Raw genomic sequence first — 23,983 nt, forward strand, 5'->3', positions numbered from 1 at the left:
CTGGCTGCACATCCTTGGGACAATGACCACAAAACCTTTGCCGGAACTGCCGGTCTCCGCTGTCTTGCCGGCGCTCAATGAAGCGCTCGGCCATGGCAATAGCGCCGTGCTGGTGGCGCCGCCCGGTGCCGGCAAGACGACGCTGGTTCCACTGGTGCTGCTCCACGCTGAATGGCTCGGCGCCGGAAAAATCATTCTGCTCGAGCCGCGCCGCCTCGCCGCCCGCGCTGCCGCCCGCCGCATGGCCGAATTGCTTGGCCAAGAGCCCGGCGAAACCGTCGGCTATGCCATGCGCATGGAAAACCGCACTTCCGCAAAGACCAGGATTCTCGTCGTCACCGAAGGCGTGCTGTCCCGCATGATCCTCGACGATCCCGAGCTGCCCGGTGTTTCGGCGGTGCTATTCGACGAGTTCCACGAGCGCTCGCTCGACGGCGATTTCGGGCTGGCGCTGGCCCTCGACGTGCAAAGTGCGCTGAGGCCCGACCTCAGATTGCTGGTGATGTCGGCGACGCTCGATGGCGCGCGTGTCGCAAAATTGCTGTCCGGCGCGCCGGTGATCGAGAGCGCAGGCCGCGCCTTCCCGGTCGACATCCGCTATGACGAGCGGCCGGCCGGCGTCACCATCGAGGATGCGATGGCCAGGGCGATCCGCTCGGCGCTTGCCGGGGAGGAGGGCAGCGTGCTCGCTTTCCTGCCCGGCCAGCGCGAGATCGAGCGCACCGCCGAGCGGCTGGCGGGCAAGGTAGGCGCCGACACCGACATCGTGCCGCTCTACGGCATGCTCGACAACAAGGCGCAGGACGCGGCGATCAAGCCGGCGCCGCCCGGCCGCCGCAAGGTGGTGCTGGCGACATCGATCGCCGAAACCTCCATCACCATCGACGGCGTGCGCGTCGTCATCGATTCCGGCCTGTCGCGGCTGCCGCGCTATGAGCCGGCGAGCGGCCTGACGCGGCTGGAGACGGTGCGTGCTTCCCGCGCTTCCGCCGACCAGCGCGCCGGCCGTGCCGGGCGCACACAGCCGGGCGTCGCCATCCGGCTATGGCGGGCCGAGCAGACGGCGGCCCTGCCGGCCTTCACGCCGCCGGAAATCCTCGAGGCCGATCTTTCCGGCCTGTTGCTCGATTGCGCCGCTTTCGGCGTCGCCGATCCGACCAGCCTGTCCTTCCTCGACCCCCCGCCGGCTCCGGCGCTCACCGAGGCGAGGGCGCTGCTGCGCGCCCTCGATGCTGTCGATGCGGCAGGACGCCTGACGGATGCCGGTGCCGCGATGCGCAGGCTGGCGCTACCGGTTCGGCTCGCCCACATGGTCGCCGAGGCGGCAAGGACCGGCCAGGCGCTCGAGGCGGCGATGCTCGCCGTGCTGCTCACTGAGCGTGGCCTTGGCGGCGACGGCGCCGATCTCGAACGGCGACTGATGCGCTTTCACGCCGAAAAATCGCCGCGTGCCACCGCTGCCCGGCAGCTGGCCGAGAGGTTGGCAAAGCAGGCTTCACCCTCCCCCTCGAGGGGAGGGTCGGCGAGTGAGTTGAGCGCAGCGAAGCGAGGGAGACGGGGCGGGGTCGCCGATGGCGTGCCCGGACCGACCCCACCCCGATCCGCTACGCGCATCGACGCGCCGGGGCGAGCCGCGGGTCTCGCCCGTCCTTCGGACCCCCTCAAGGGGGAGGGCAGCACCGCCGGGGCGCTCCTCATCCATGCCTGGCCGGATCGGGTCGCCAAAGCGCGCGGCGAGCGTGGTCGCTTCGTGCTTGCCAACGGCTCGGGCGCCATGCTCGACGCCTCCGATCCGCTGGCCGGCGAGATCTGGCTCGTCGTCGCCGACCTGCAGGGCAAGGCGCAGAACGCCCGCATCACCGCAGCGGCAGCCATCGATGAGACGGATATCCGTGCCGCGCTGGCGGAAAAGATCGAGACCCGCCGGGAGGTGAGCTTCGACCGCGACAGGCGCGCGGTGCGGGTGCGCGAAACGGTTCGCCTCGGCGCCATCATGTTGTCCGAACGCATGCTGCCGGCGCCGACCGGTGCCGACGCAGACAGCGCCATTCTCGGCGCCTTGCGCGAACACGGCCTGTCCCTGTTGCCGTGGAACAGGGAGGCGGAGACGTTGCGGCAGCGGCTCGGCTGGCTGCATCGCGGCCTTGGCGCACCATGGCCCAATGTCTCCGATGCCGCGCTCGTCGAGCGCCTCGACGACTGGCTGCTGCCATTCCTTTCCGGTGCCAAATCCTTTGCGGCAATCGATCCCAGCGTGCTTTCGCAAGGCCTGATGACGCTGGTACCGCACGAATTGCAACGCAAGATCGACATATTGGCGCCGACCCACTTCGACGCTCCGTCGGGCAGCCGGCTGCCGATCCGTTATGACGGTGAATGGCCGGTGCTGGCGATCCGCGTGCAGGAACTGTTCGGCCTCGACCGGCATCCGGCGATCGCCAACGGCACTGTGCCGCTGACGCTCGAATTGCTGTCGCCGGCACATCGGCCGATCCAGACGACGCGCGACCTGCCCGGCTTCTGGCGCGGCTCCTGGGCCGATGTCCGGGCAGAGATGCGCGGCCGCTATCCCAGGCACGTATGGCCGGAGAACCCGCTTCTCGCCGCCGCCACCAGCCGAGCCAAGCCGCGCGGTACCTGATGCTTCCAGACTGTCATCCTGAACCGAGGGCCAGCTTCGGCGGTTTTCGGAAAAGACCTCCGGCTGTTTCCCCTCTATAATCGTCGGCCATGATAAACATCCTGCACGCACCCGACTTCCAGCAAAGCCAGCGGCTGCGCCTCAACACGCTGATCAGGTTGCGCTGGCTTGCCATCGTCGGCCAGAGCCTGACCGTGCTTGTCGTCGCTTACGGGCTGAAATTTCCGCTGCCGGTCAGCATGTGTTTTGCGCTGATCGCCTGTTCGGCCTGGATGAACCTTTTGCTGACCTTCCGCTATCCGGCGGCGCATCGGCTTACACCGTTCTCGGCCTTCGCCATCCTGACCTTCGACAGCCTGCAGCTTGCCGGCCTGCTCTACATGACCGGCGGCCTCACCAATCCGTTTTCGCTGCTGATGACCGTGCCCGTCGTCGTCTCGGCGACGTCGCTGCCGCTGCGGCTGACCGCCATGCTCGGCGCGCTGGTGATCGTGGCGGCGACGCTGCTGGTTTTTTACCACCTGCCGCTGCCCTGGCATGAGGGCGCGCCATTGGCGATGCCGTTCGTCTATGTCGCCGGCATGTGGATGGCGGTGTTCTGCTCCATCGCCTTTACCGCGATCTATGCCTTCCGGGTGGCCGAGGAGGCGCGGCTGCTTGCCAACGCGCTTGCCGCCACGGAATTGGTGTTGCAGCGAGAGCAGCATCTCTCGGCCCTCGACGGCCTCGCCGCGGCCGCCGCGCACGAGCTCGGCACGCCGCTCGCCACCATCACGCTTGTCGCCAAGGAGATGGAGAAGGCGCTTGGCGAAGATCCGAAATACGGCGAGGACGTGAAGCTGCTGCGTTCGCAGAGCGAGCGCTGCCGCGAAATCCTGAAGCGCCTGACCAGCCTTTCCTCCGAGAGCGAGGTGCACCTCTCGCGTCTGCCGCTGACCTCGCTGGTCGAGGAAGTGACGGCGCCGCACCGCGATTTCGGCATTTCGATCAAGCTTCGGCCGGGCGAGCGCATTGGCCCGGAACCGGTGGGCCGGCGCAATCCCGGCGTCATTTACGGCCTCGGCAATCTGGTCGAGAACGCCGTCGACTTTGCCCGCAAAAACGTCACCATACGCTGGAAATGGAATGAGGCCGCCGTCAGCTTCTCGATCATCGACGACGGGCCGGGCTTTCCGCCGGAGATCATCGACCGCATCGGCGAACCTTATATGTCGACGCGCCAGGGCACCGAAGCCGGCGGCGGCCTCGGCCTCGGCCTGTTCATCGCCAAGACCTTGCTCGAACGCTCCGGCGCGACGCTCGATTTCCGCAATTCAAGCGAGCCCGGCGAGGGCGCTATCGTGCAGATATCGTGGCCGCGCAGCGTCTTCCTCAATCCCGAGCAGGCTTCGGCCACCATGTTCGACACGGCCTAAATTGGACAATACCGTTGCGAAACTATATTTGCGTAAAAATCAGGCAGCAGGATTTTCAGCACGATGAGTACTGACGAAACGATTGGCGCAATGGTCGAAGGCGAGGACACCTCGCTGCTGATCGTCGACGACGACAAGCCGTTCCTGACGCGGCTTGCCCGCGCCATGGAAACCAGGGGTTTCGTGGTCGAGACGGCGGAGAGCGTCGAGGAGGCGGTTGCCAAGGCGCGCGCCAATCCGCCGGCTTATGCGGTGGTCGACATGCGGCTGGCCGACGGCAACGGCCTCGACGTCGTCGCTGCCATTCGCGAGAAGCGCGACGATGCCCGTGCCATCATCCTCACCGGCTACGGCAACATCGCCACTGCCGTGACGGCGGTAAAGCTCGGCGCCATCGACTATCTGTCGAAGCCTGCCGATGCCGACGACATTTTTGCGGCTCTGACCCGCACCGCGGGCGAACGCGCAGCGCCGCCCGAAAATCCAATGTCGGCCGATCGCGTGCGCTGGGAGCACATCCAGCGCGTCTACGAAATGTGCGACCGCAACGTCTCGGAAACCGCACGCCGCCTGAACATGCATCGCCGCACGCTGCAACGCATCCTCGCCAAGCGCGCGCCGCGCTAAAGGGCTCTGACTACAGGCTTGCCCGGCCAGCGCTGTTTGCGCATCATCGCTTGGCGGTGTCGGACCTTGCCGCTGATACGACGGAGGCGACATGCAGGACGAAAAGCGGCTGGTCTCCATGCTGCGCGAATTCCTCGACAGCGAGGCGGCCGGCGGCCTCATCCTGATGGCTGCGGCGGCCTTGGCCCTGATCGTCGCCAATTCGCCGCTGGGCGAGGCTTATTTCTCCGCCCTCCATGCCTATCTCGGACCGCTCAGCGTCTCGCACTGGATCAATGACGGCCTGATGGCGGTGTTCTTCCTGCTGGTCGGCCTCGAGATCAAGCGCGAGATGCTCGACGGCCAGCTCTCGACCTGGCCGCGCCGCGTGCTGCCCGGCATCGCCGCCGCCGGCGGCATGGCAGTGCCGGCACTGGTCTACGTCGCCATCAACCGCAACAATCCAGCCGCTCTGTCCGGCTGGGCGATTCCGACCGCCACCGACATCGCCTTTGCGCTCGGCGTGCTGTCGCTGCTCGGCAGCCGCGTGCCGGGCTCGCTGAAGATATTCCTCACCGCGCTCGCCATCATCGACGATCTCGGCGCCGTGCTCATCATCGCGGTGTTCTATACCAGCGGCCTGTCGCTCGCCTATCTCGGCGCCGCCTTCGCCGTCATCGCGCTGCTGGTGGTGCTCAACCGCATGCGGGTGCTGACGCTGCTGCCCTATATCGTGCTCGGCATCGTTCTGTGGGTTTTGGTGCTCAAATCGGGCGTCCATGCGACGCTCGCTGGCGTTGCGCTGGCCCTCACCATCCCATTGAAGATATCGCCGGGCAGCGGCCACGATCTCGACCATTCGCCGCTGCACCGGCTCGAACACGGCCTGCACAAAATCGTCGCCTTTTTCGTCATCCCGATTTTCGGCTTTGCCAACGCCGGCGTCTCGCTCGGCGGTCTCAGCGCTGCCGCGCTGGCCGAGCCGCTGACGCTCGGCGTCGCCGCCGGTCTCGTCGCCGGCAAGCTGGTCGGCGTCTTCGGGTCTTCCGCACTCGCCATCCGGCTCGGCTTCGCCGATTTGCCGGTCAATGCTGGCTGGCTGCACATGGTCGGCATTTCGCTGCTCTGCGGCATCGGCTTCACCATGAGCCTGTTCATCGGCCTGCTCGCCTTCGCCAGCGACGTCGCTCTGCAGGACGCGGTCAAGGTCGGCATCCTCGCCGGCTCCTTCATCTCCGCGATCCTCGGCGCCGCCGTACTGCTGGTGGCGCCGGCCGCGGACGGGACGGACGAGGCCGAAGAATAGTCGCGCCAACACTTCCGGCCTTCAGGCCACCTTCCCCCGCATCTGGACCCTACCCGTGCGCAACCATGACGTGGCGGACGGCGGTATAGTCCTCCAGCGCGTAGAGCGACATGTCCTTGCCGTAGCCGGATTGTTTCAACCCGCCATGCGGCATCTCGTTGGTCAGCATGAAATGGGTGTTGATCCAGGTGCAGCCATATTGCAGCCGGGCCGCCGTCGCCATGGCGCGCGAAACGTCCTTGGTCCACACCGATGACGCCAGGCCGTAGTCAGAGTCATTGGCCCAGTTAACGGCCTCGTCGACTTCGGAAAAGCGGGTGACCGAGACCACCGGACCGAACACTTCGCGGCGCACGATCTCGTCCTCCTGCAGCGCGCCGGCGACGACGGTCGGCTGATAGAAAAAGCCGGAGCCTTCGCCGGGCTTGCCGCCAGTGGTGATCTCGATGTGCTTGAGCTCCGAGGCGCGCTCGACGAAGCTCGAGACGCGGTCGCGCTGGCGGCGCGAGATCAGCGGCCCGATCTCGTTCTCGGTGTCGTCGGGGCGATCATACTTGATGGTCGAGACCGCAGCGGAGAGGTCGGCGACGAGCTTGTCGTAGATCTTCTTGCCGGCGTAGATGCGGCAGGCGGCGGTGCAGTCCTGGCCGGCGTTGTAATAGCCAAAGGCGCGCAGGCCGTTGACCACCGCACCGAGATCGGCGTCATCGAAGACGATGACAGGCGCCTTGCCGCCGAGCTCGAGATGCGTGCGCTTGACCGATTTGGCGGCGGCCTGCAGCACCTTCTTGCCGGTGGCGACGTCGCCGGTGATCGAGATCATGTTGACCTTCGGATGGTTGATCAGCGTGTTGCCGACGCTGTCGCCGCGGCCGAGCACGACGTTGACGACGCCTTCCGGCAGGATCTCGGCAAGGATTTTTGCCAGCTTCAGCGCAGTCAGCGGCGTCTGCTCCGACGGCTTGAAGACGACGGTGTTGCCGCCGGCAATCGCCGGCGCCAGCTTCCAGGCCATCATCATCAGCGGATAGTTCCACGGCGCAATCGACGCCACGACGCCGATGGCGTCGCGGCGGACCATCGAGGTGTGGCCGGGAATATATTCGCCGGCGACCTGTCCGGGCATCGAGCGGACCGCGCCGGCGAAGAAGCGGTAACAGTCGACGATCGCCGGGATCTCGTCATTGAGCACGGCATTGATCGGCTTGCCGCAGTTCAGTGCCTCGAGCGCCGCGAAATCCTGTGCAGCAGCTTCGATGCGATCGGCGATCTTCAGGAGATAGCCGGCGCGCTGCGCCGGTGTTGTGCGGGACCAGGTGACGAAGGCATTTTCGGCGGCAAGCACTGCCGCCTCGATCTGCGCCGGGCTGGCCTCGGGCAGATTGAGGATGGTCGCCCCGGTCTTCGGGTTGAGGATCGGTTCCTCGGTCTCGGTGCCTTTTTCGAATTTCGAGCCGATCAGCATCTGCGTGTCCATGGAAGTCTCTCCCTTATGAACGAGATCATTTGCCCGAACCGGCGATCTGGTCGCCGTCGCGGGTCAGGTAATAGGCAGCGAGGATGGGAAGCAGCGTCACCAGCACCACGACCATTGCCACGACATTGGTGACCGGACGCTGGCGCGGACGGATCAACTCTTCGAGCATCCAGATCGGCACCGTTTGCTGTTGGCCGGCGGTGAAGGTGGTGACGATGACCTCGTCGAAGGACAGCGCAAAGGCAAGCATGCCGCCGGCCAGCAGCGCGGTTGCGATGTTGGGCAGCACGACATGCCGAAAGGTCTGGAAACCGTCGGCGCCGAGGTCCATCGACGCCTCGATCATCGAGCCGGACGTGCGGCGGAAACGGGCGACCGCATTGTTGTAGACGACGACCACGCAGAAGGTGGCGTGGCCGAGCACGATCGTCCAGAACGAGAACGGGATTTCGGCCAGCGCGAAGGCCGAGCGCAGCGCAATGCCGGTGATGATGCCGGGCAACGCGATCGGTAGGATGACCAGCAGCGAGATGGTTTCGCGGCCGAAGAATTTTGTGCGGGACACGGCGGCGGCGCACAGCGTGCCGAGGACGAGCGCGATGGCGGTCGAGATCGCCGCGACCCGTACAGACAGCGATAGCGCCTGCCAGACGTCGGGCCGGTTCCAGGTGATGGCGAACCATTGCGTCGTCAGGCCCGGCGGCGGCCAGACGAAGCTCTTCTCCTCGGTGGTGAAGGCATAGACGAAGATCAGCAGGATCGGCAAATGCAGGAAAAGCAGGCCGCCGGTGGCAGCGAGCTTCAGGCTGATCGGCGCGGATGGGCCACGGTCAGAGCGCATCGAAAGCCCCCATGCGCTTGGCGCCCCAGAGGTAGAAGCCCATGATGACAATGGGCACCACGGTAAAGGCGGCGGCGAGCGGGATGTTGCCGGCGGTGCCTTGCTGCGAATAGACGGCCTGCCCGATGAACAGCCGCGAGGTGCCGATGATCTGCGGGATGATGTAGTCGCCGAGCGTCAGCGAGAAGGTGAAGATCGAGCCGGCGACGATGCCGGGCAGCGCCAGCGGGAACAGCACGTTGCGAAAGGTCTGGCCGGGCGAGGCTCCGAGATCGGACGAGGCCTCGACCAAATTGCCCGGCACGCGCTCGAGTGCGGCCTGTACCGGCAGGATCATGAAGGGCAGCCAGACATAGACGAAGACGATGAAGGTGCCGGTTGAGGAGACCGACAGCGAGTTGCCGCCGACGATCGGCAGCGATAGCCAGGCATCAAGCAGCCACAGAAGATGCAATTTGGCCAGCAGCCACGTCAGGATGCCTTCCTTGGCGAGGATCAGCTTCCAGGCATAGATCTTGACCAGGTAGCTCGACCACAGCGGCAGCATGACGCCGAGATAAAACAACGCCTTCCAACGGCCACGCGGATAGCGCGCCGCGTAATAGGCGATGGGAAAGGCGATGACCGCCGACGCGAGCGTCACCAGCGCCGCCATCGTCACCGTGCGCAGGATGATGTCGAGATTAGCGGCCTGCAGCAGATCGCCATAAGTCTTCAGCGTGAACTCGCGGTTGATCAGGCCGGAGAATTCATCGATCGAGAAGAAGCTCTGCAAAAGCAGCGCGAACAGCGAGCCGATATAGACGATGCCGAGCCACAGAACCGGCGGCAGCAGCATGAGCAGAAGCAGCAGTTGCGGCCGGCGCCAGAAGATGTCGGAGAGCGCGCCGCGTACGCCGCCGCTGCCCGGCAGGATGGCGGGGGCCGTGGCCCGCGGCATGGCAGCGTCAAGGCTCATCCCAGCTCATCCATCAAATGCAAATGCTCGCGGTTGAAGGTGAGCACCACCGCCTCGCCTTCCCGGGGCAAGGCAGCACCCGCCGGCACGATGGCATGTAGCCGCAAGCCCTCTGCATCGAGCGCCAGTCTTGTCGTGGCGCCGAGATAATTGGTCGAGACCAGGCGGGCGGCAACGCCTTCGCCCTTGGCCGCCCTGCCAATGCGGATGGATTCGGGCCGCAGGCTGCCCCAGCGATGCTGGCCGGCATAGCGCTGGACGAAGTCCGGTGGCAGCACGTTGGACGAGCCAACAAAATCGGCGACGAAGCGGGTCTTGGGGCGCTGGTAGATGTCTTCCGGCGTGCCGATCTGCATGATCTTGCCGTCGTTGAAGACGGCGACGCGGTCGGCCATCGACAGCGCTTCGCCCTGGTCGTGGGTGACGAACACGAAGGTGATGCCGAGCGCCTTCTGCAGCGATTTCAACTCCTCCTGCATGTTTTCGCGCAACTTGAGGTCGAGCGCGCCGAGCGGCTCGTCGAGCAACAGCACCTTGGGCTGGTTGACCAGCGCACGGGCGAGCGCGACGCGCTGGCGCTGGCCGCCGGAAAGCTGGCCAGGGCGACGGGCCCCGTAGCCGGGAAGCCGCACCAGCGACAGCGCTTCTTCCGCCGCCTTTTGCCGCTCCGGTCTGCCGACGCCCTTGACCATCAGCCCATAGGCGACGTTGTCGAGCACGTTGAGATGCGGGAACAGCGCATAATCCTGGAACACGGTGTTGACGTTGCGGCGATAGGGCGGCACGCCCTCGGCGCGTTCGCCGAAGATCGAGATCGACCCAGCCGTCGGCTGCTCGAACCCGGCGATGAGGCGCAGGCACGTCGTCTTGCCCGAGCCGGAAGGCCCGAGCATGGCGAAGAACTCGCCCGGCACGATGTCGAGATCGACCGCGTCGACGGCACGCACGCTGCCGAAATGGCGGGAGACGTTTTGGAAGGAAACGGCGGAGGTCATGGGGCTGTCCTGATCTGTCAGGCTCATTAAATTTCAGGCAGTTGCGCCGCCCCTCATCCGCCTGCCGGCACCTTCTCCCCGTATAGTGGACGGGGAGAAGGGAGGCGCTCCAACGCTGGCGACCCCCCGTTCTTCACGGGGAGAGGGTAAGGGTGAGGGGCAGCGCCGAGCTTCGTAGGTGAGGCGAACTCACCGCCCGCCGATGACGCCGATATAGTCCGACACCCAGCGGTAATAGGGCACGCACTGGTCGTTCTGGGTGGCGCATTTCGAGACCGGCGTCTTCCAGAACTTGATCTTGTCGAAATTGTCGTAGCCGTTGGTCTTGCATCCTTCTTCACCGAGCAGTTCGTTGCCCTTGCAGGCGGCGGGCACCACCGGCAGCGACCCGAACCAGGCGGAGACGTCGCCCTGCACTTTCGGCGACAGCGAATGCTCCATCCACATGTAGGCGCAGTTCGGGTGGGCAGCATCGGCCTCCATCATCGTGGTATCGGCCCAGCCGGTAACGCCCTCCTCGGGGATGGTCGAGGCGACCGGCTTCTTGGCCGCGATCAGCGTGTTGACTTGGTAGGGCCAAGAACCGGAGGCGACGACGCCTTCGTTCTGGAAATCGTCAACCTGGATGGCGGCGTCATGCCAATAGCGTCCGACCAGTGTACGCTGGACCCGCAGCAGGTCGAGCGCGGCCTTGTACTGGTCCTCGGTCAGTTCGTACGGATCCTTGATGCCGAGCTCCGGCTTGTGAGCCATCAGGTAATTGGCGGCGTCGGCGATGTGGATCGGCCCGTCATAGGCCTGGACGCGGCCCTTGTTCGACTTGCCGTCGGGCAGCTTCATTTCCTCGAACACGATGTTCCAGCTCTTCGGTGCCTCCTTGAACACTTCGGTGTTGTACATCAGCACGTTCGGCCCCCACTGATAGGGGACGCCGTAATGGACACCGCCGACGGTGAACCAGGGCGCATCCTTCAGCCGGTCGTCGACCGTCTTCCAGCTCGGTATGAGGTCGGTGTTGATCGGCTGGACGCGCTTGCCGGCAACCAGGCGCAGCGAGGCGTCCCCCGAGGCGGTGACAAGGTCGAAACCGCCTTCGTTCATCAACGAGACCATCTCGTCGGAGGTGTTGGCGGTCTTGACGTTGACCTTGCAGCCGGTCTCCTTCTCGAACGAAGTGACCCAATCGTAGCCTTTGTCGGTTTCGCCGCGCTCGATATAGCCGGGCCAGGCGACGATATTGACCTCGCCTTCACTCTTGCCGAGCTCCTTGACCTGGGCGATGGCCTGGCCGGAGAAGGTCAGCGCGACCGTCAAGGCAGTGCATGATTTCAGCAATGAATTCATCGTCGATCTCCCATTTTGCATGACCCCGAAACCGGTTTCGGTTTTCGGAAGAAGATCATGCGCCCGTTCAAAAACGTTGGATGCGCGGCTCTGAAGGGCCGTGCTCCGGCGGCAGCTTTGTTCCCTGACCGAAAAGTGCTGCGAAATTTCCGGTTTCGCAAATTCATTTATCAGAAAGCCGATATCGGTTTTTCCGATACGTCAGCGGCCGATCTTCTCGGGCCGTTGGCGCACCATGCGCTGCGACTGGGCAAGCCCGATGAAGTCGCGCGCCGCCTGCGGCAGACTGGAGCCGCGCCGCCAGACCATGCCGACCTGGACGACCGGCAACGACCCCGAAATATCGCGCGATTCGATGCGATCGCCTTCCAGCGACCATGGCCGGTAGACGAGGTCGGGCAGCAGCGCCACGCCGGCGCCGGTGGCGACGAGGCTGCGCACCGCTTCGACCGAGCGGGTGCGGAAGGCGACATGCGGCTTGGCGCCGATCGCCGTCAGCAGCTTTCCGGTGTTCTCCTCGATCTCGTCGACGGTCAGCATGATCAGCGGTTCCGAGGCGATGTCACCGATGCCGATAATGTCGGCGCCGGCCAAGGGATGGCCGAGCGGCAGCCACAGCCGGTAAGCCGAGACTTCGAGGATTTCGGACTGCAGTGCCGTGCGGTCGCGCAGGTTCGAGGTGACCATGACGGCAATGTCGAGCTTGCCGCCGATCAACAGGTGCTCGAGATAGTCGCCATTGTCCTCGATCGCCGAGACCTCGACACCGGGATAGGCGCGGCGGTAGCGGGCAAGAAGATCGGACAGCACATAGCCGGCGACCAGCGAGGTGACGCCAAGTTGCAGCCGCCCGCTTGCCGCGATCTGTTCGCCGAAGAAGGCGCGGCGCGCATCGGAAACGTCGGCGAGGATCTTCCTCGCATGGCGCAGGAACTGATGGCCCTTGTGGGTGATGTTCAGTCCGCGCGGGTGGCGCTCGAACAACTCGACGCCGAGATCGTGCTCCAGCTCCTTGATCGCCTCGGTGACCGAGGATTGCGAGATCGACAGGTTCTGGGCGGCGCCCGATACCGTGCCCTGCTCGGCGACGGCGATGAAGAACTGCAATTGGCGGATGGTGAAAGCCATGGCTGGACTAAACACGGCAGAGGCGGCGCTGGGAAGTGGGATGCTGGTGCCGATCTGCCGATAGAACTCAGCCCTCGCTCCCGCCATCGGCAATGCTGAGCCGCGCGCCGGCCTGGGCAAGGGCAGCGGCGATGTCGTGCGGTGGCGGCCGGTCGGTGGCGAGTTCGGAAAAGCCGTCGAATCCGCAGACCTGAACCAGACCCTGGCGGCCGAATTTGCTGTGGTCGGTGACGACAAGCGAACGCTGGCCCCGCGACAGCACCATGCGGGCGAACTCGGCCTCTTCCAAATCATAGTCCATGACGCCGGTGACGGCATCGACCGCACCGGTCGATATCACCGCATGGCTGACGGAAAAGCGGCTGACGAATTCGATGGCCGAGACGCCGAAGGCAGCACCGGAATCGCTGCGCAGCTCGCCGCCGGCCATATAGACCTTGTTGCCGTTGACGGTGGCCAGTGTGCGGGCGATGTCGGAGGAGTTGGTGACGACCGTCAGCCGCCGGTGGCCGAGCAGTTCCCGGGCCAGGAAAGAGGTGGTGGTGCCGGTGTCGAGCATGATCGATTCGCCGTCGCGGATGGTGGCGGCGACCATGCGCGCTATTGCCCGCTTGGCGTCGGCGTTCTCGCGCATGCGCCGCTCGAACGGCGCTTCGCCGGCAATCGACGGCAGGCCGACGGCGCCGTGCATCTTGAGGATGGAACCGTCGTTGGTCAGTGGCTTGACGTCGCGGCGTACCGTCTCCAGCGAGACGCCCAGCCGGTCGGCCAGGCTGGCAATGGTGACAGTGCCTTCCTCCTTGAGGAGGCGCAGGATTTCGCCATGCCGCTTCGAGTGGACCATCGGTTCCATCCGGTCGGATTGTTGCACTGTTGACCGTTTCTACGGCATAAATGCCACTAACTCCAAGGAATTTAGCAAAATTCGGGCGAAAAACCAGAAAACACCACAATTTCGCGTTGACAACGTCTCCAGCGTGGCGCGACATTATCGCTGTGACAGGCTCGGAACGGAGGACGGGGCTGAGCCGCACGAAAAATCGCCTGCCCGAACGCCCGGGAAACTGTCGGGTGCAAGGGTGCCGAAATTCAGGATCCGCGGGGGCGGATGCCGGCGTCGAAGAACCCGGCACAAAGGGGCTCGTCGGTGCGGTGCGGGATACCGATCCCGAGATCTGCACCGACGAGATCTTCGCGTTGCCTCCATTCCTCGGTCCGATTGTCATCGCTGGCCAGCCGTGACATGCGTGGAAAATTGACCCAATGTTGGACGAGATCGTGACTGTCGAAGACCGCATCCGCGCGCTGCCTTGCTGGACCGGCAGCATCGACATTGCGCCGCTGCCGGGCGGGCTGAGCAATGCCAATTATCTGGTCAAGGACGCGGCCGGGCGGCATGTCGTGCGCATCGGCCAGGACTATCCGTTCCACCATGTCTTTCGCGAGCGCGAGATGATGACCGCGCGGGCAGCGCACGCGGCAGGCTTCGCTCCGGCCGTCCACTACACCGGACCCGGCGTCATGGTGACGGAGTATCTCGGCGCCAAGGCCTATGTCGCGCAAGACGTGCGCGCCGATCTCGGCCGCGTCGCCGCGTTGCTGCGCGGCTTCCACCGGGAAATGCCCAGTCATGTCTCCGGCGCCGGCTTCATGTTCTGGGTATTCCACGTCATTCGCGACTATGCGCGCACGCTGGAGGAAGGCGGCAGCCGCAAGCTGAGCGAATTGCCACGCCTTTTGACGCTGGCGGACGAGCTCGAGCGCGCGCAAAAACTGCTGCCGATCGTCTTCGGCCACAACGACCTTTTGCCGGCTAATATAATCGACGACGGTCACAGGCTTTGGCTCATCGATTTCGAATATGCCGGGTTCAACACGGCGATGTTCGACCTTGCCGGCGCGGCTTCGAATGCCGGCATGAGCGACGAGGAATCCTTCGCCTTCATGACCGCCTATTTCATGAAGGAGCCGGACCCGGCAATACGGCGCTCGCACGCCGCCATGCAATGCGCGTCGCTGCTGCGCGAGGCGATGTGGGGCATGGTTTCCGAGCTCTACCTCGACGCGCCCGGCATCGACTACGCCGCCTACGCCGACGAAAACCTGGCGCGGCTCGAAACCGCCCTGGAGAACTACAGGACAAAATACGGGACGCGGACATGACCCTGCCCGCCCAGGCCGAGATCGTCGTCATCGGCGGTGGCATCATCGGCTGTTCGACGGCCTATCATCTGGCGCGCGACCACAAGGCCGAAATCGTGCTGCTCGAACAGGGCAAACTGACCTCGGGCTCGACCTGGCATGCTGCCGGGCTGGTCGGCCAGCTGCGCTCGTCGGCGTCGATTACGCGCGTGCTCAAATATTCGGTCGATCTCTACAAGGGGCTGGAAGCCGAAACCGGCCTCGCCACCGGCTGGAAGATGACCGGCTGCCTGCGGCTAGCCACCAATGCCGACCGCTGGACCGAGTATAAGCGGCTGGCAACGACGGCAAAGAGCTTCGGCATGGATATGCATTTGCTGTCGCCGGGCGAGATCAAGGAAATGTGGCCGCTGCTGGAAACCGGCGACCTCGTTGGCGCGTCCTGGCTGCCGACCGACGGTCAGGCAAGCCCTTCCGACATCACCCAGTCGCTGGCCAAGGGCGCGCGCATGCACGGCGCAAAATTGTTCGAGGAGGTGCGGGTCACCGGCTTCGAGATGAGAGACGGCCGCATCACCGCGGTGAAGACCAGCAAGGGCGATATCGCCTGCGACAAGGTGGTGAACTGCGCCGGGCAATGGGCGCGGCAGGTGGGTGCGCTGGCTGGCATCAACGTGCCGCTGCAGCCGGTGAAGCACCAGTACATCATCACCGAGAGGATCGACGGCTTAGCGACCGACTCGCCGACAATTCGCGACCCCGATCGCCGCACCTATTTCAAGGAGGAAGTCGGCGGGCTGGCGATGGGCGGCTACGAGCCGAACCCGCAGGCCTGGACGACCGGTCTGCCGGGCGGCGATGTGCCGGAGGATTGGGAGTTCCGGCTGTTCGACGATGATTACGATCATTTCGAGCAGCATATGAGCCAGGCGATAGAGCGTGTCCCGGCGCTCGCCAACGTCGGCGTCAAGCAGATGATCAACGGGCCGGAGAGCTTTACGCCGGACGGCAATTTCATCCTCGGCGTGGCGCCGGAATGCCCCAATATGTTCGTCGGCGCCGGCTTCAATGCCTTCGGCATCGCGTCCGGCGGCGGCGCCGGCTGGGTGCTAGCGCAATGGGTCGTCGACGGCGAGGCGCCGCTTGATTTGTGGGTGGTCGACATCCGCCGCTTCTCCGATCTGCACCGCGACAGGCAATGGGTCGGCGACCGCACGCTGGAAGCCTACGGCAAGCACTACATGATCGGCTTCCCGCATGAGGAATATCTCACCGGCCGGCCGCGCATCGTCTCGCCTCTATACGAGCGGCTGCAAAAACATCGCGCCGTGTTCGGCTCGAAGCTCGGCTGGGAGCGACCGAACTGGTTCGCGCCGGAGGGCGTCGAGCCGAAGGACGTCTATTCGATGGGCCGGCAGAACTGGTTTTCATCCGTCGGCGACGAGCATCGCCATGTACGCGAAAAGATCGGCATTTTCGACCAATCGTCGTTTGCCAAATACGAAATGACCGGAGTGGACGCGCTGAAGGCGCTGGACTGGATCTGCGCCAACGACGTCGCCAAGCCGGTCGGCCGGCTGACCTACACGCAGCTCCTCAACACGCGCGGCGGCATCGAGGCCGATTTGACCGTGGCGAGGCTCGGTGAGGAGAAATTCTACATCGTCACCGGCACCGGTTTCCGCACGCATGATTTCTCCTGGATTGCCGATCATATCGGCAGAGAGTTCGACGTGACGCTGACCGACGTCACCGAGGATTTCGGCACATTGTCGCTGATGGGGCCGCGTGCCCGCGACGTGCTGTCAGCGGTGACCGATGCCGACGTCTCGAACGCCGCCTTTCCGTTCGGCCATGTTCGCGAGATCGCCATTGCCGGCCACGCCGTCCGGGCGCTGCGCGTCACCTATGTCGGCGAGCTCGGCTGGGAACTGCATGCGCCGATCGCGGCGACGGGCGAGGTTTTCGACGCGCTGATGGCGGCGGGCGCTGTCCACGACATCCGCCCGGTCGGCTACCGGGCGCTGGAAGCGCTGCGGCTGGAAAAAGGCTACCGCGCCTGGGGCGCCGACATCACACCCAACGACACGCCGCAGGAGGCCGGCCTCGGCTGGGCGGTGAAGCTCAGGAAGAACACCGATTTCCTCGGCCGGCGGGCGCTTGAAAAGCTCGATGGCTCCACGCTCAGGAAACGTTTTGCCGGCTTCACTGTCGAGGATCCGGATGTCGTCCTGCTCGGGCGCGAGACCATCCTGCGCAACGGCGAGGCGGTCGGTTATCTCACCAGCGGCGGCTATGGCTACACCATCGGCACGAACATCGGTTACGGCTATGTGCGCAATGCCGATGGCGTCAGCGATGATTTCCTCACCTCCGGCGATTACGAGCTGGTGGTGGCAATGGAACGGACGCCGGCTAAGATCCACCTCGAGCCACTTTACGATCCGACGGGGGCAAAGGTGAAGGCCTAGAGCCTTCCGGTTTCAGCCTCAGTTCACGATGAGCACCAGCCCCCGGCTCGGCACCGTATCGGCCTCGCCCGGCATCGAGACATAGGGCGGCGTCTCCTCGGCGCGGGTGACGGTGCCTTGCGCCTCGAGCTCGGCGATCCGGGCGGCAAACCCGGCATCCCACAGTGTGTTCTTTACCGTCAGCACGATCACCCCGCCCGGCCGGCAGATGCGGATCAGCTCGTCCAGACCCTCGGCCCCGACATGGCCGGACGTGAAGACGCCGGCTGAGATGATCCCGACGTAGGCATCGTCCACGAAAGGCAGCGGTCCGCCAAGCGCCAGGCAGTGCAGCGCCGAATAGACGCCTTTGCGCGCAGCTTGCGCCAGCATGCCTTCCGAGATGTCGAGGGCCTCGACCTGCGGATAACCGGTGATGGCAAGCCATTCGCCGATGAGCCCGGTGCCGGCGCCGGCATCGAGCAGAGGTGCCGCGCCGCGCGGCAGATGGCGGGCCAGCAAGGCAAGGCAGATGGTCGGATGGCGATAGCCGGCCGCCGACATGTCGGCGTCATAAGTGCCTGCCCAGCTGTCGTAGAGCGCCGCGACGTCTTCCGGTCGCTTCGCCGCATAGGCTGCGGCGAGCGCGCTCTGCTGTTTGCTATCCGTCATCGCTTTCCGTCGCCTGGTATCGATCCGCAACGCGATCATAGCCAAACGGCGAAAACTGTGGAACCGTCGTCGTCGCAATAACACGGGGAAAGGAGCGAAAGCCATGGCGGATGACCAGGCACGCGCCGCACTTGCGGCCATTCCGATGCTGGCCGGCTATGACGGTCCGCTGGAACGGCTCGGTGGCCTCACCAACCTCGTCTTCAGGGGGAAAGATTTCTGCCTGCGCATTCCCGGCAAGGGTACCGAGGAATACATCAACCGCGCCAACGAGGCAGTGGCGGCGCGGGAGGCGGCGAAGGCCGGCGTCAGCCCGGAAGTGCTGCATGTCGATGCCGAGACCGGCGTGCTGGTGACCCGCTTCGTTGCCGGCGCCGAGACGATGTCGCCGGAAAAGTTCAAGACCCGACCGGGCAGCCCGGCACGCGCCGGCAAGGCCTTTCGCAAGCTGCACACATCCCGCGCGGTGTTCCCCTTCCGCTTCGAGCTGTTTGCGATGATCGACGACTATCTGCAGGTGCTGTCGACCAAGGATGTCGCTCTGCCTTCCGGCTATCACGATGTGGTCCGCGAGGCGGAGGCAGTGCGCTCGGCACTTGCCGCTCATCCTTTGCCGCTCGTCGCCTGCCACTGCGACCCGCTATGCGAAAACTTTCTCGACACGGGCGACAGGATGTGGATCGTCGACTGGGAATATTCCGGGATGAACGATCCGCTCTGGGATCTCGGGGACCTCTCGGTCGAAGGGCAATTCGACGCCGCGCAGGAGGAGGAAATGATGCTGACCTATTTCGGCGGCGAGCCGAGACCGGCAGAGCGCGGCCGCATCGTCATCTACAAGGCGATGTGCGACCTGTTGTGGACGCTGTGGGGCTTGATCCAGCTTGCCAACAAAAATCCGGCCGACGACTTTCGCGCCTATGCCGACGGCCGGTTTGCGCGCTGCAAGACGCTGATGGAGACGCCGGAATTTTCGCGGCATCTCGCAGCGGTGCGCCGGGGTTAATTCACACCCTTCGGCACGTTTTCTGGCGGCACGGTGTCGACCACCTTCTGGCGGTGGAAGATGAACAGGCCGGCCAGCACGACGATGGCCGAGCCGATCAGGATGCGCGGCCCAGGCACATCGCCGAAGAAGGCGAGGCCGAAGACCACTGCCCACAATAGCAGGCTGTAATGCAGCGGCGCCAAGGTCGAGGCCGGCGCCAGCTTCAACGCCCTGGTGATCATCAGATGCGCGCCGCAGGAGACGATACCGAGAAGCAGCATGGCGCCGAAATCGAGCGAGGACGGCGTCTTCCAGGTGCCGATGGTCAACGCAGCGCCGACCAGCAGCGTGCCGATGGTCTGCCAGGTCACAAGCGCCGTGTCGCTGGTGCCGCGCAGGCGCCGATTGAGGATGATGGCGAAGGCAAAGGAAATGCTGCCGGCGAGCGCGAACATCGAGGACAGCGAGAACGCGGCCGAAGACGGCTTCAGCATGATCAGCACGCCGCAGAAACCGACCAGGATCGCCGCCCAGCGGCGCCAGCCGACCCTTTCGCCGAGCAAAAAGTGCGACAGCGCCGCCACATAGATCGGCCCGGCCATGTAGAAGCTCATCACATCGGCGAGCGGCAGATAGACGACCGCCGCGTAGAACAGCGCCGTGTCGAGCGTCGTCATCACCACGCGCAGCAGCTGCAGCTCCGGCCGCTCCATACGAAACAGCTTGGCCGCACCCTGATGTGCAATCATCGGCCCGAGTATGAAAAAAGCGCCGATCGAGCGGATCAGCACGACCTGGCCTACGGAAAAACTGGCGACCAGCCACTTGCCCATCGCGTCGTTCAGCGCAAACAGGAAATCGCCGGCGAGCATCAGCAGGATACCGGCCAGCAGCACGTTCCTGATCGTTGAGTTCTGGGCTGCGGGCTGCGCCATTCCGTTACCGGTTCCTTGCCGTGGATACGGTGACCCGCGTCGTAGTCGCAAGCGGTGGCCGTGACGAGGCGGAAATCAAGAATTCGGTAAGACCAGCGCCGGAAATCGGCTGGACTAAGCGTGGCGCCGGTTCACCGTGCCCGGCCTTCCGGCGATCGAAAGCCGCGTGTCCTGCCGGCTGCGCTCGGCCACCACCTTGCCCCTGGCAATGACGCAGAGACGCTCGGGGCGCAGGCGCAGCGCCTCGACCGGATTGCCGGCATCGAGAACGACCAGGCTGGCGCGCTTGCCGACGGCAAGGCCAAGGTGGTCGAGGCCCATGATGGCGGCATTGACGTTGGTGACCATGTCGAAACAGCGCGCCATCTCGGCCGGGCTCGACATCTGCGCGACATGCAGGCCCATGAATGCGACGTCGAGCATGTCTGCCGTGCCCAGCGAATACCAGGGGTCGAGCACGCAATCCTGGCCCCAGCCGACGCGGATCCCATGCGCCAGCATTTCCTTGACCCGCGTCAGGCCGCGGCGCTTGGGAAAGGTGTCGTGGCGGCCCTGCAGCATGATGTTGATCAGCGGATTGGGGATCGCCGAAACGCCGGCCTCGGCAATCAGCGGCAACAGCTTCGAGACGTAGTAATTATCCATCGAATGCATCGAGGTGAGGTGCGAGCCGGCCACTCTGCCCTGCAATCCCAGGCGCTGCGTCTCATAGGCTAGTTGCTCGATGTGGCGGGACAGCGGATCGTCAGTCTCGTCGCAATGCAGGTCGACCATCAGGCCGCGCTCGGCCGCGATCTCGCAGAGCTCGGTGACGGAGCGCGTGCCGTCGGCCATGGTGCGCTCGAAATGCGGGATGCCGCCGACGACATCGACGCCCAGGTCGAGCGCGCGGACGGTGTTCTGGTGCGCTGTCGGCGAGCGATAGAGCCCGTCCTGCGGGAAGGCGACCAGTTGCAGGTCGATATAGGGGGCAACCGTCTTCTTCACGTCGAGCAGCGCTTCGACCGCCAGCAGGCGGTCATCACAGACATCGACATGGGTGCGGATGGCGAGCAGGCCCATCGACGCCGCCCAGTCGCAATAGGCGAGCGCACGGTCGCGCACCGCCTCGTGGGTCAGAAGCGGCTTCAGCTCGCCCCACAGCGAAATGCCTTCGAGCAGCGTGCCCGAGACATTGATGCGCGGAATGCCGAGCGAAAGCGTGGCGTCCATATGGAAATGCGGATCGACAAAGGGCGGCGAGACCAGATTGCCATGAGCATCGATCGCCGTGCCGGCGCTGACGTTCAGCTCGGGTTCTATCGCTGCGATCGTTTCGCCGACGATGCCGATATCTGCGATCCTGCCGTCGGGCAGCGTCCCGCCGCGCACCACAAGGTCGAAATCCATCTATCGCCACCTCGTTGAAGAATGATGCCTATTCCGGCACATACCGCACCGCCCCCTTGGCGGCACTTGTCGCCATCGCCGCATAGGCGCGCAAAGCCGTCGTCACCTTGCGCTTGCGCTTTTCCTCGGGCTTCCAGGCAGCCATTCCCTTGGCCTCCATCGCCGCGCGGCGGGCGGCGAGCTCCGCGTCGTCGACGGCCAGCCGGATGGTGCGGTTGGGGATATCGATCTCGATCGTGTCGCCTTCCATGACCAGTCCGATCAGCCCGCCTTCCGCCGCTTCCGGCGAGACGTGGCCGATCGACAGGCCGGAGGTGCCGCCGGAAAAACGACCGTCGGTGATCAGCGCGCAGGCCTTGCCGAGACCCTTCGATTTGAGATAGCTGGTCGGATAGAGCATTTCCTGCATGCCGGGGCCGCCACGCGGCCCTTCATAGCGGATGACGACGACATCGCCGGCCTTGATCCCGTTCGACAGGATCGCCTTGACGCTGGCGTCCTGGCTTTCGAACACCCTTGCCGGGCCGGTGAATTTCAGGATCGATTCATCGACGCCGGCAGTCTTCACGATGCAGCCGTCGAGCGCCAGATTGCCTTTCAGCACGGCAAGGCCGCCATCCCTGGAGAAAGGATGTTCGGCCGAGCGGATGACGCCGGTTTCGCGGTTCGTGTCGAGCTCGTCCCAGCGGCGATCCTGGCTGAAGGCGACCTGCGTCGGCACGCCGCCGGGTGCCGCGAGGAAGAAATCGCGGACATTTTGGCTGGTGGTGCGCGAAATATCCCAATGGTCGAGCGCTTCGCCGAGGCTCGCGGTATGCACCGTCGGCAGGTCGCGGTTGATCAGCCCGGCGCTATCCAACTGGCCGAGGATCGCCATGATGCCGCCGGCGCGGTGGACGTCCTCCATATGAACGTCTGCCTTGGCCGGAGCGACCTTGCACAGCACCGGCACCCGCCGCGAGAGCCGGTCGATGTCTTCCATGGTGAAGTCGACCTCGCCCTCATGTGCTGCGGCGAGGATGTGCAGCACGGTGTTGGTCGAGCCGCCCATGGCGATGTCGAGCGTCATGGCGTTCTCGAAGGCGCCCTTCGAGGCGATGCTGCGCGGCAGCGCGGTGTCATCGTCCTGCTCGTAATAGCGCTGGGCTAGATCGACGATCAGATGGCCGGCCTCGACGAACAGGCGCTTGCGGTCGGCATGCGTGGCCAGCGTCGAGCCGTTGCCGGGCAGCGAGAGGCCGAGCGCCTCGGTCAGGCAGTTCATCGAATTGGCGGTAAACATGCCGGAGCAGGAGCCGCAGGTCGGACAGGCCGAGCGCTCGATGGTCTTGACGTCCTCGTCGGAGATTTTGTCGTCGGCGGCCGCCACCATGGCGTCGACCAGGTCAAGCGCCTGGCTCTTGCCGGCGAGCACCACCTTGCCGGCCTCCATCGGACCGCCGGAGACGAAGACGGTCGGGATGTTGAGGCGCAGCGACGCCATCAGCATGCCGGGCGTGATCTTGTCGCAATTCGAGATGCAGACCATCGCGTCGGCGCAGTGCGCGTTGACCATGTATTCGACGGAGTCGGCGATCAATTCGCGCGACGGCAGCGAATAGAGCATGCCGTCATGGCCCATGGCGATGCCGTCATCGACGGCGATGGTGTTGAACTCCTTGGCGACGCCGCCGGCCTTTTCGATCTCGCGGGCAACCAACTGGCCGAGATCCTTCAGATGGACATGGCCGGGCACGAATTGGGTGAAGGAATTGACCACGGCGATGATCGGCTTGCCGAAATCCGAATCCTTCATCCCGGTGGCACGCCACAGGCCGCGGGCGCCGGCCATGTTGCGGCCATGGGTTGTGGTGCGGGAACGGTAGGCGGGCATTGAACTGTCCTTGCTGTCTGCGTCGCGCCCAAAGGTGCGGAAAACCGGAATTGAGCCGCAGGCCTTATAAACGCCACGCTCTGGTCTGGCCACAATTTTGCGCTGCGCCAGGGTGTGGAACGAGCGGCCAGCCAAAGACGCAGCCGGTCCAGGCCGTAAAAAAGTCAGAAGTGCTGTCGGATCGTGTTTTGCTCGAGCGTCCTTGGGCAGACGGCGGCACCGGGCATCAATCGCCAGCCGGCCGTTTTGCGAGTGAAAACAAAGCCAAAACCAGCCCGAGGAGCAAGAGAATGCAAAAGATCACCACCTGCCTGTGGTTCGAGGACCAGGCCGAGGAGGCCATGAACCATTATGTCTCCATCTTCAAGAACTCGAAGGTGCTGAGCGTGATGCGCCGGCCCAAGGGCAGCGGCGATCGTGAGGGCAAGGTGCTGATGGTCTCATTCGAGCTCGACGGCGTTCAGTTCCAGGCGCTCAACGGCGGGCCGCAATTCAAGTTCACCCAGGCAGTCTCGCTCTCCATCGACTGCAAGACGCAGGAGGAGGTCGACTATTTCTGGGACAGGCTTATCGCGGGCGGTGGCGAGCCCAGCCAGTGCAGCTGGCTGAAGGACAAATTCGGCCTCTCCTGGCAGGTTGTTCCCGAGCAGCTGCCCAGGCTGCTGCTGGACCCCGACGGGGAAAAGGCCGGCCGCGTGATGCAGGCGATGATGCAGATGACCAAGATCGACATCGCCAAGATCGAAGAGGCAGCCAAGGGGTGAACGAACGCGCTCTTGCCTTCTCCCCCCTGTGGGAGAAGGTGGATCGGCGCGAAGCGCCG

Annotated in this window: 19 protein-coding genes; 8 read left to right on the plus strand and 11 right to left on the minus strand. The window is 64.8% G+C overall.

Features of this window, described 5'->3' with window-relative positions; genetic code table 11:
- The first annotated feature begins 22 nt into the window (after positions 1-22).
- The 4 genes from hrpB (at position 23) to nhaA (ending at position 5,968) form a co-directional block, all read left to right on the plus strand.
- Entirely contained in the window at positions 23-2,641 is a 2,619-nt protein-coding gene (hrpB, locus tag NKH23_RS27155; protein ID WP_352719282.1) for an ATP-dependent helicase HrpB, read from the plus strand.
- A gap of 89 nt (positions 2,642-2,730) precedes the next feature.
- On the plus strand, positions 2,731-4,056 hold the full coding sequence (locus NKH23_RS27160) for an ActS/PrrB/RegB family redox-sensitive histidine kinase (RefSeq protein ID WP_352719283.1): 1,326 nt from the start codon (positions 2,731-2,733) through the stop codon (positions 4,054-4,056).
- 63 nt (positions 4,057-4,119) lie between these two features.
- The gene (locus NKH23_RS27165; protein ID WP_023676342.1) at positions 4,120-4,683 is read left to right on the plus strand and encodes an ActR/PrrA/RegA family redox response regulator transcription factor; all 564 of its coding nucleotides are present in this window, start codon (positions 4,120-4,122) and stop codon (positions 4,681-4,683) included.
- Between the two features lie 91 nt (positions 4,684-4,774).
- Positions 4,775-5,968, plus strand: coding sequence for a Na+/H+ antiporter NhaA (nhaA, locus tag NKH23_RS27170; RefSeq protein WP_352517237.1), 1,194 nt, complete (start codon positions 4,775-4,777; stop codon positions 5,966-5,968).
- A 49-nt stretch (positions 5,969-6,017) separates the two neighbouring features.
- Here nhaA and NKH23_RS27175 read toward each other — a convergent pair whose 3' ends face one another.
- The 7 genes from NKH23_RS27175 to NKH23_RS27205 form a co-directional block, all read right to left on the minus strand.
- Complete coding sequence (locus NKH23_RS27175) at positions 6,018-7,445, minus strand: gamma-aminobutyraldehyde dehydrogenase (RefSeq protein ID WP_352719284.1); 1,428 nt, start codon at positions 7,443-7,445, stop codon at positions 6,018-6,020.
- 25 nt (positions 7,446-7,470) lie between these two features.
- Positions 7,471-8,286 (minus strand): ABC transporter permease, encoded by an 816-nt coding sequence (locus NKH23_RS27180; protein WP_352719285.1) that lies wholly within the window; start codon positions 8,284-8,286, stop codon positions 7,471-7,473.
- On the minus strand, positions 8,276-9,226 hold the full coding sequence (locus NKH23_RS27185) for an ABC transporter permease (RefSeq protein WP_352719330.1): 951 nt from the start codon (positions 9,224-9,226) through the stop codon (positions 8,276-8,278). Before NKH23_RS27185 ends, NKH23_RS27180 begins: the two co-directional genes overlap by 11 nt.
- A gap of 14 nt (positions 9,227-9,240) precedes the next feature.
- A complete protein-coding gene (locus NKH23_RS27190) occupies positions 9,241-10,239 on the minus strand; it encodes an ABC transporter ATP-binding protein (RefSeq protein ID WP_352719286.1) in 999 nt (332 codons plus the stop codon).
- Positions 10,240-10,428: 189 nt separating this feature from the next.
- On the minus strand, positions 10,429-11,583 hold the full coding sequence (locus NKH23_RS27195) for an ABC transporter substrate-binding protein (RefSeq protein ID WP_352719287.1): 1,155 nt from the start codon (positions 11,581-11,583) through the stop codon (positions 10,429-10,431).
- A gap of 201 nt (positions 11,584-11,784) precedes the next feature.
- Entirely contained in the window at positions 11,785-12,711 is a 927-nt protein-coding gene (locus NKH23_RS27200) for a LysR family transcriptional regulator (protein ID WP_352719288.1), read from the minus strand.
- A 67-nt stretch (positions 12,712-12,778) separates the two neighbouring features.
- Positions 12,779-13,555 (minus strand): DeoR/GlpR family DNA-binding transcription regulator, encoded by a 777-nt coding sequence (locus tag NKH23_RS27205; RefSeq protein WP_352915847.1) that lies wholly within the window; start codon positions 13,553-13,555, stop codon positions 12,779-12,781.
- Positions 13,556-13,989: 434 nt separating this feature from the next.
- On the opposite strand from NKH23_RS27205, the gene NKH23_RS27210 reads away from it, so the two are divergent.
- Both NKH23_RS27210 and NKH23_RS27215 read left to right on the plus strand, forming a co-directional pair.
- Positions 13,990-14,874, plus strand: coding sequence for a phosphotransferase (locus tag NKH23_RS27210; RefSeq protein ID WP_352719331.1), 885 nt, complete (start codon positions 13,990-13,992; stop codon positions 14,872-14,874).
- The gene (locus tag NKH23_RS27215; protein WP_353035773.1) at positions 14,871-17,324 is read left to right on the plus strand and encodes a GcvT family protein; all 2,454 of its coding nucleotides are present in this window, start codon (positions 14,871-14,873) and stop codon (positions 17,322-17,324) included. The genes NKH23_RS27210 and NKH23_RS27215 overlap by 4 nt, the downstream gene beginning before the upstream one ends.
- Positions 17,325-17,342: 18 nt before the next feature.
- On the opposite strand, the gene NKH23_RS27220 is transcribed toward NKH23_RS27215, so the two are convergent.
- Positions 17,343-17,975, minus strand: coding sequence for a class I SAM-dependent DNA methyltransferase (locus NKH23_RS27220; RefSeq protein ID WP_352915849.1), 633 nt, complete (start codon positions 17,973-17,975; stop codon positions 17,343-17,345).
- 103 nt (positions 17,976-18,078) lie between these two features.
- Between NKH23_RS27220 and NKH23_RS27225 the strand changes: the two genes are divergently transcribed.
- The gene (locus NKH23_RS27225; protein ID WP_352915852.1) at positions 18,079-18,981 is read left to right on the plus strand and encodes a phosphotransferase; all 903 of its coding nucleotides are present in this window, start codon (positions 18,079-18,081) and stop codon (positions 18,979-18,981) included.
- Here the strand turns inward: NKH23_RS27225 and NKH23_RS27230 are convergent.
- The 3 genes from NKH23_RS27230 to ilvD all read right to left on the minus strand — a co-directional run bounded on the left by NKH23_RS27230 (position 18,978) and on the right by ilvD (position 23,160).
- Positions 18,978-19,898 (minus strand): DMT family transporter, encoded by a 921-nt coding sequence (locus NKH23_RS27230; protein ID WP_352719293.1) that lies wholly within the window; start codon positions 19,896-19,898, stop codon positions 18,978-18,980. The genes NKH23_RS27225 and NKH23_RS27230 overlap by 4 nt on opposite strands.
- A 114-nt stretch (positions 19,899-20,012) precedes the next feature.
- On the minus strand, positions 20,013-21,287 hold the full coding sequence (locus NKH23_RS27235) for an amidohydrolase family protein (protein ID WP_352719294.1): 1,275 nt from the start codon (positions 21,285-21,287) through the stop codon (positions 20,013-20,015).
- Positions 21,288-21,315: 28 nt separating this feature from the next.
- The gene (gene ilvD / locus NKH23_RS27240) at positions 21,316-23,160 is read right to left on the minus strand and encodes a dihydroxy-acid dehydratase (protein ID WP_352719295.1); all 1,845 of its coding nucleotides are present in this window, start codon (positions 23,158-23,160) and stop codon (positions 21,316-21,318) included.
- Between the two features lie 290 nt (positions 23,161-23,450).
- On the opposite strand from ilvD, the gene NKH23_RS27245 reads away from it, so the two are divergent.
- Entirely contained in the window at positions 23,451-23,924 is a 474-nt protein-coding gene (locus tag NKH23_RS27245) for a VOC family protein (RefSeq protein WP_353035775.1), read from the plus strand.
- The last annotated feature ends 59 nt before the right edge of the window (positions 23,925-23,983 follow it).

Source organism: Mesorhizobium sp. M1328 (assembly GCF_040318075.1).
Classification (GTDB): Bacteria; Pseudomonadota; Alphaproteobacteria; order Rhizobiales; family Rhizobiaceae; genus Mesorhizobium.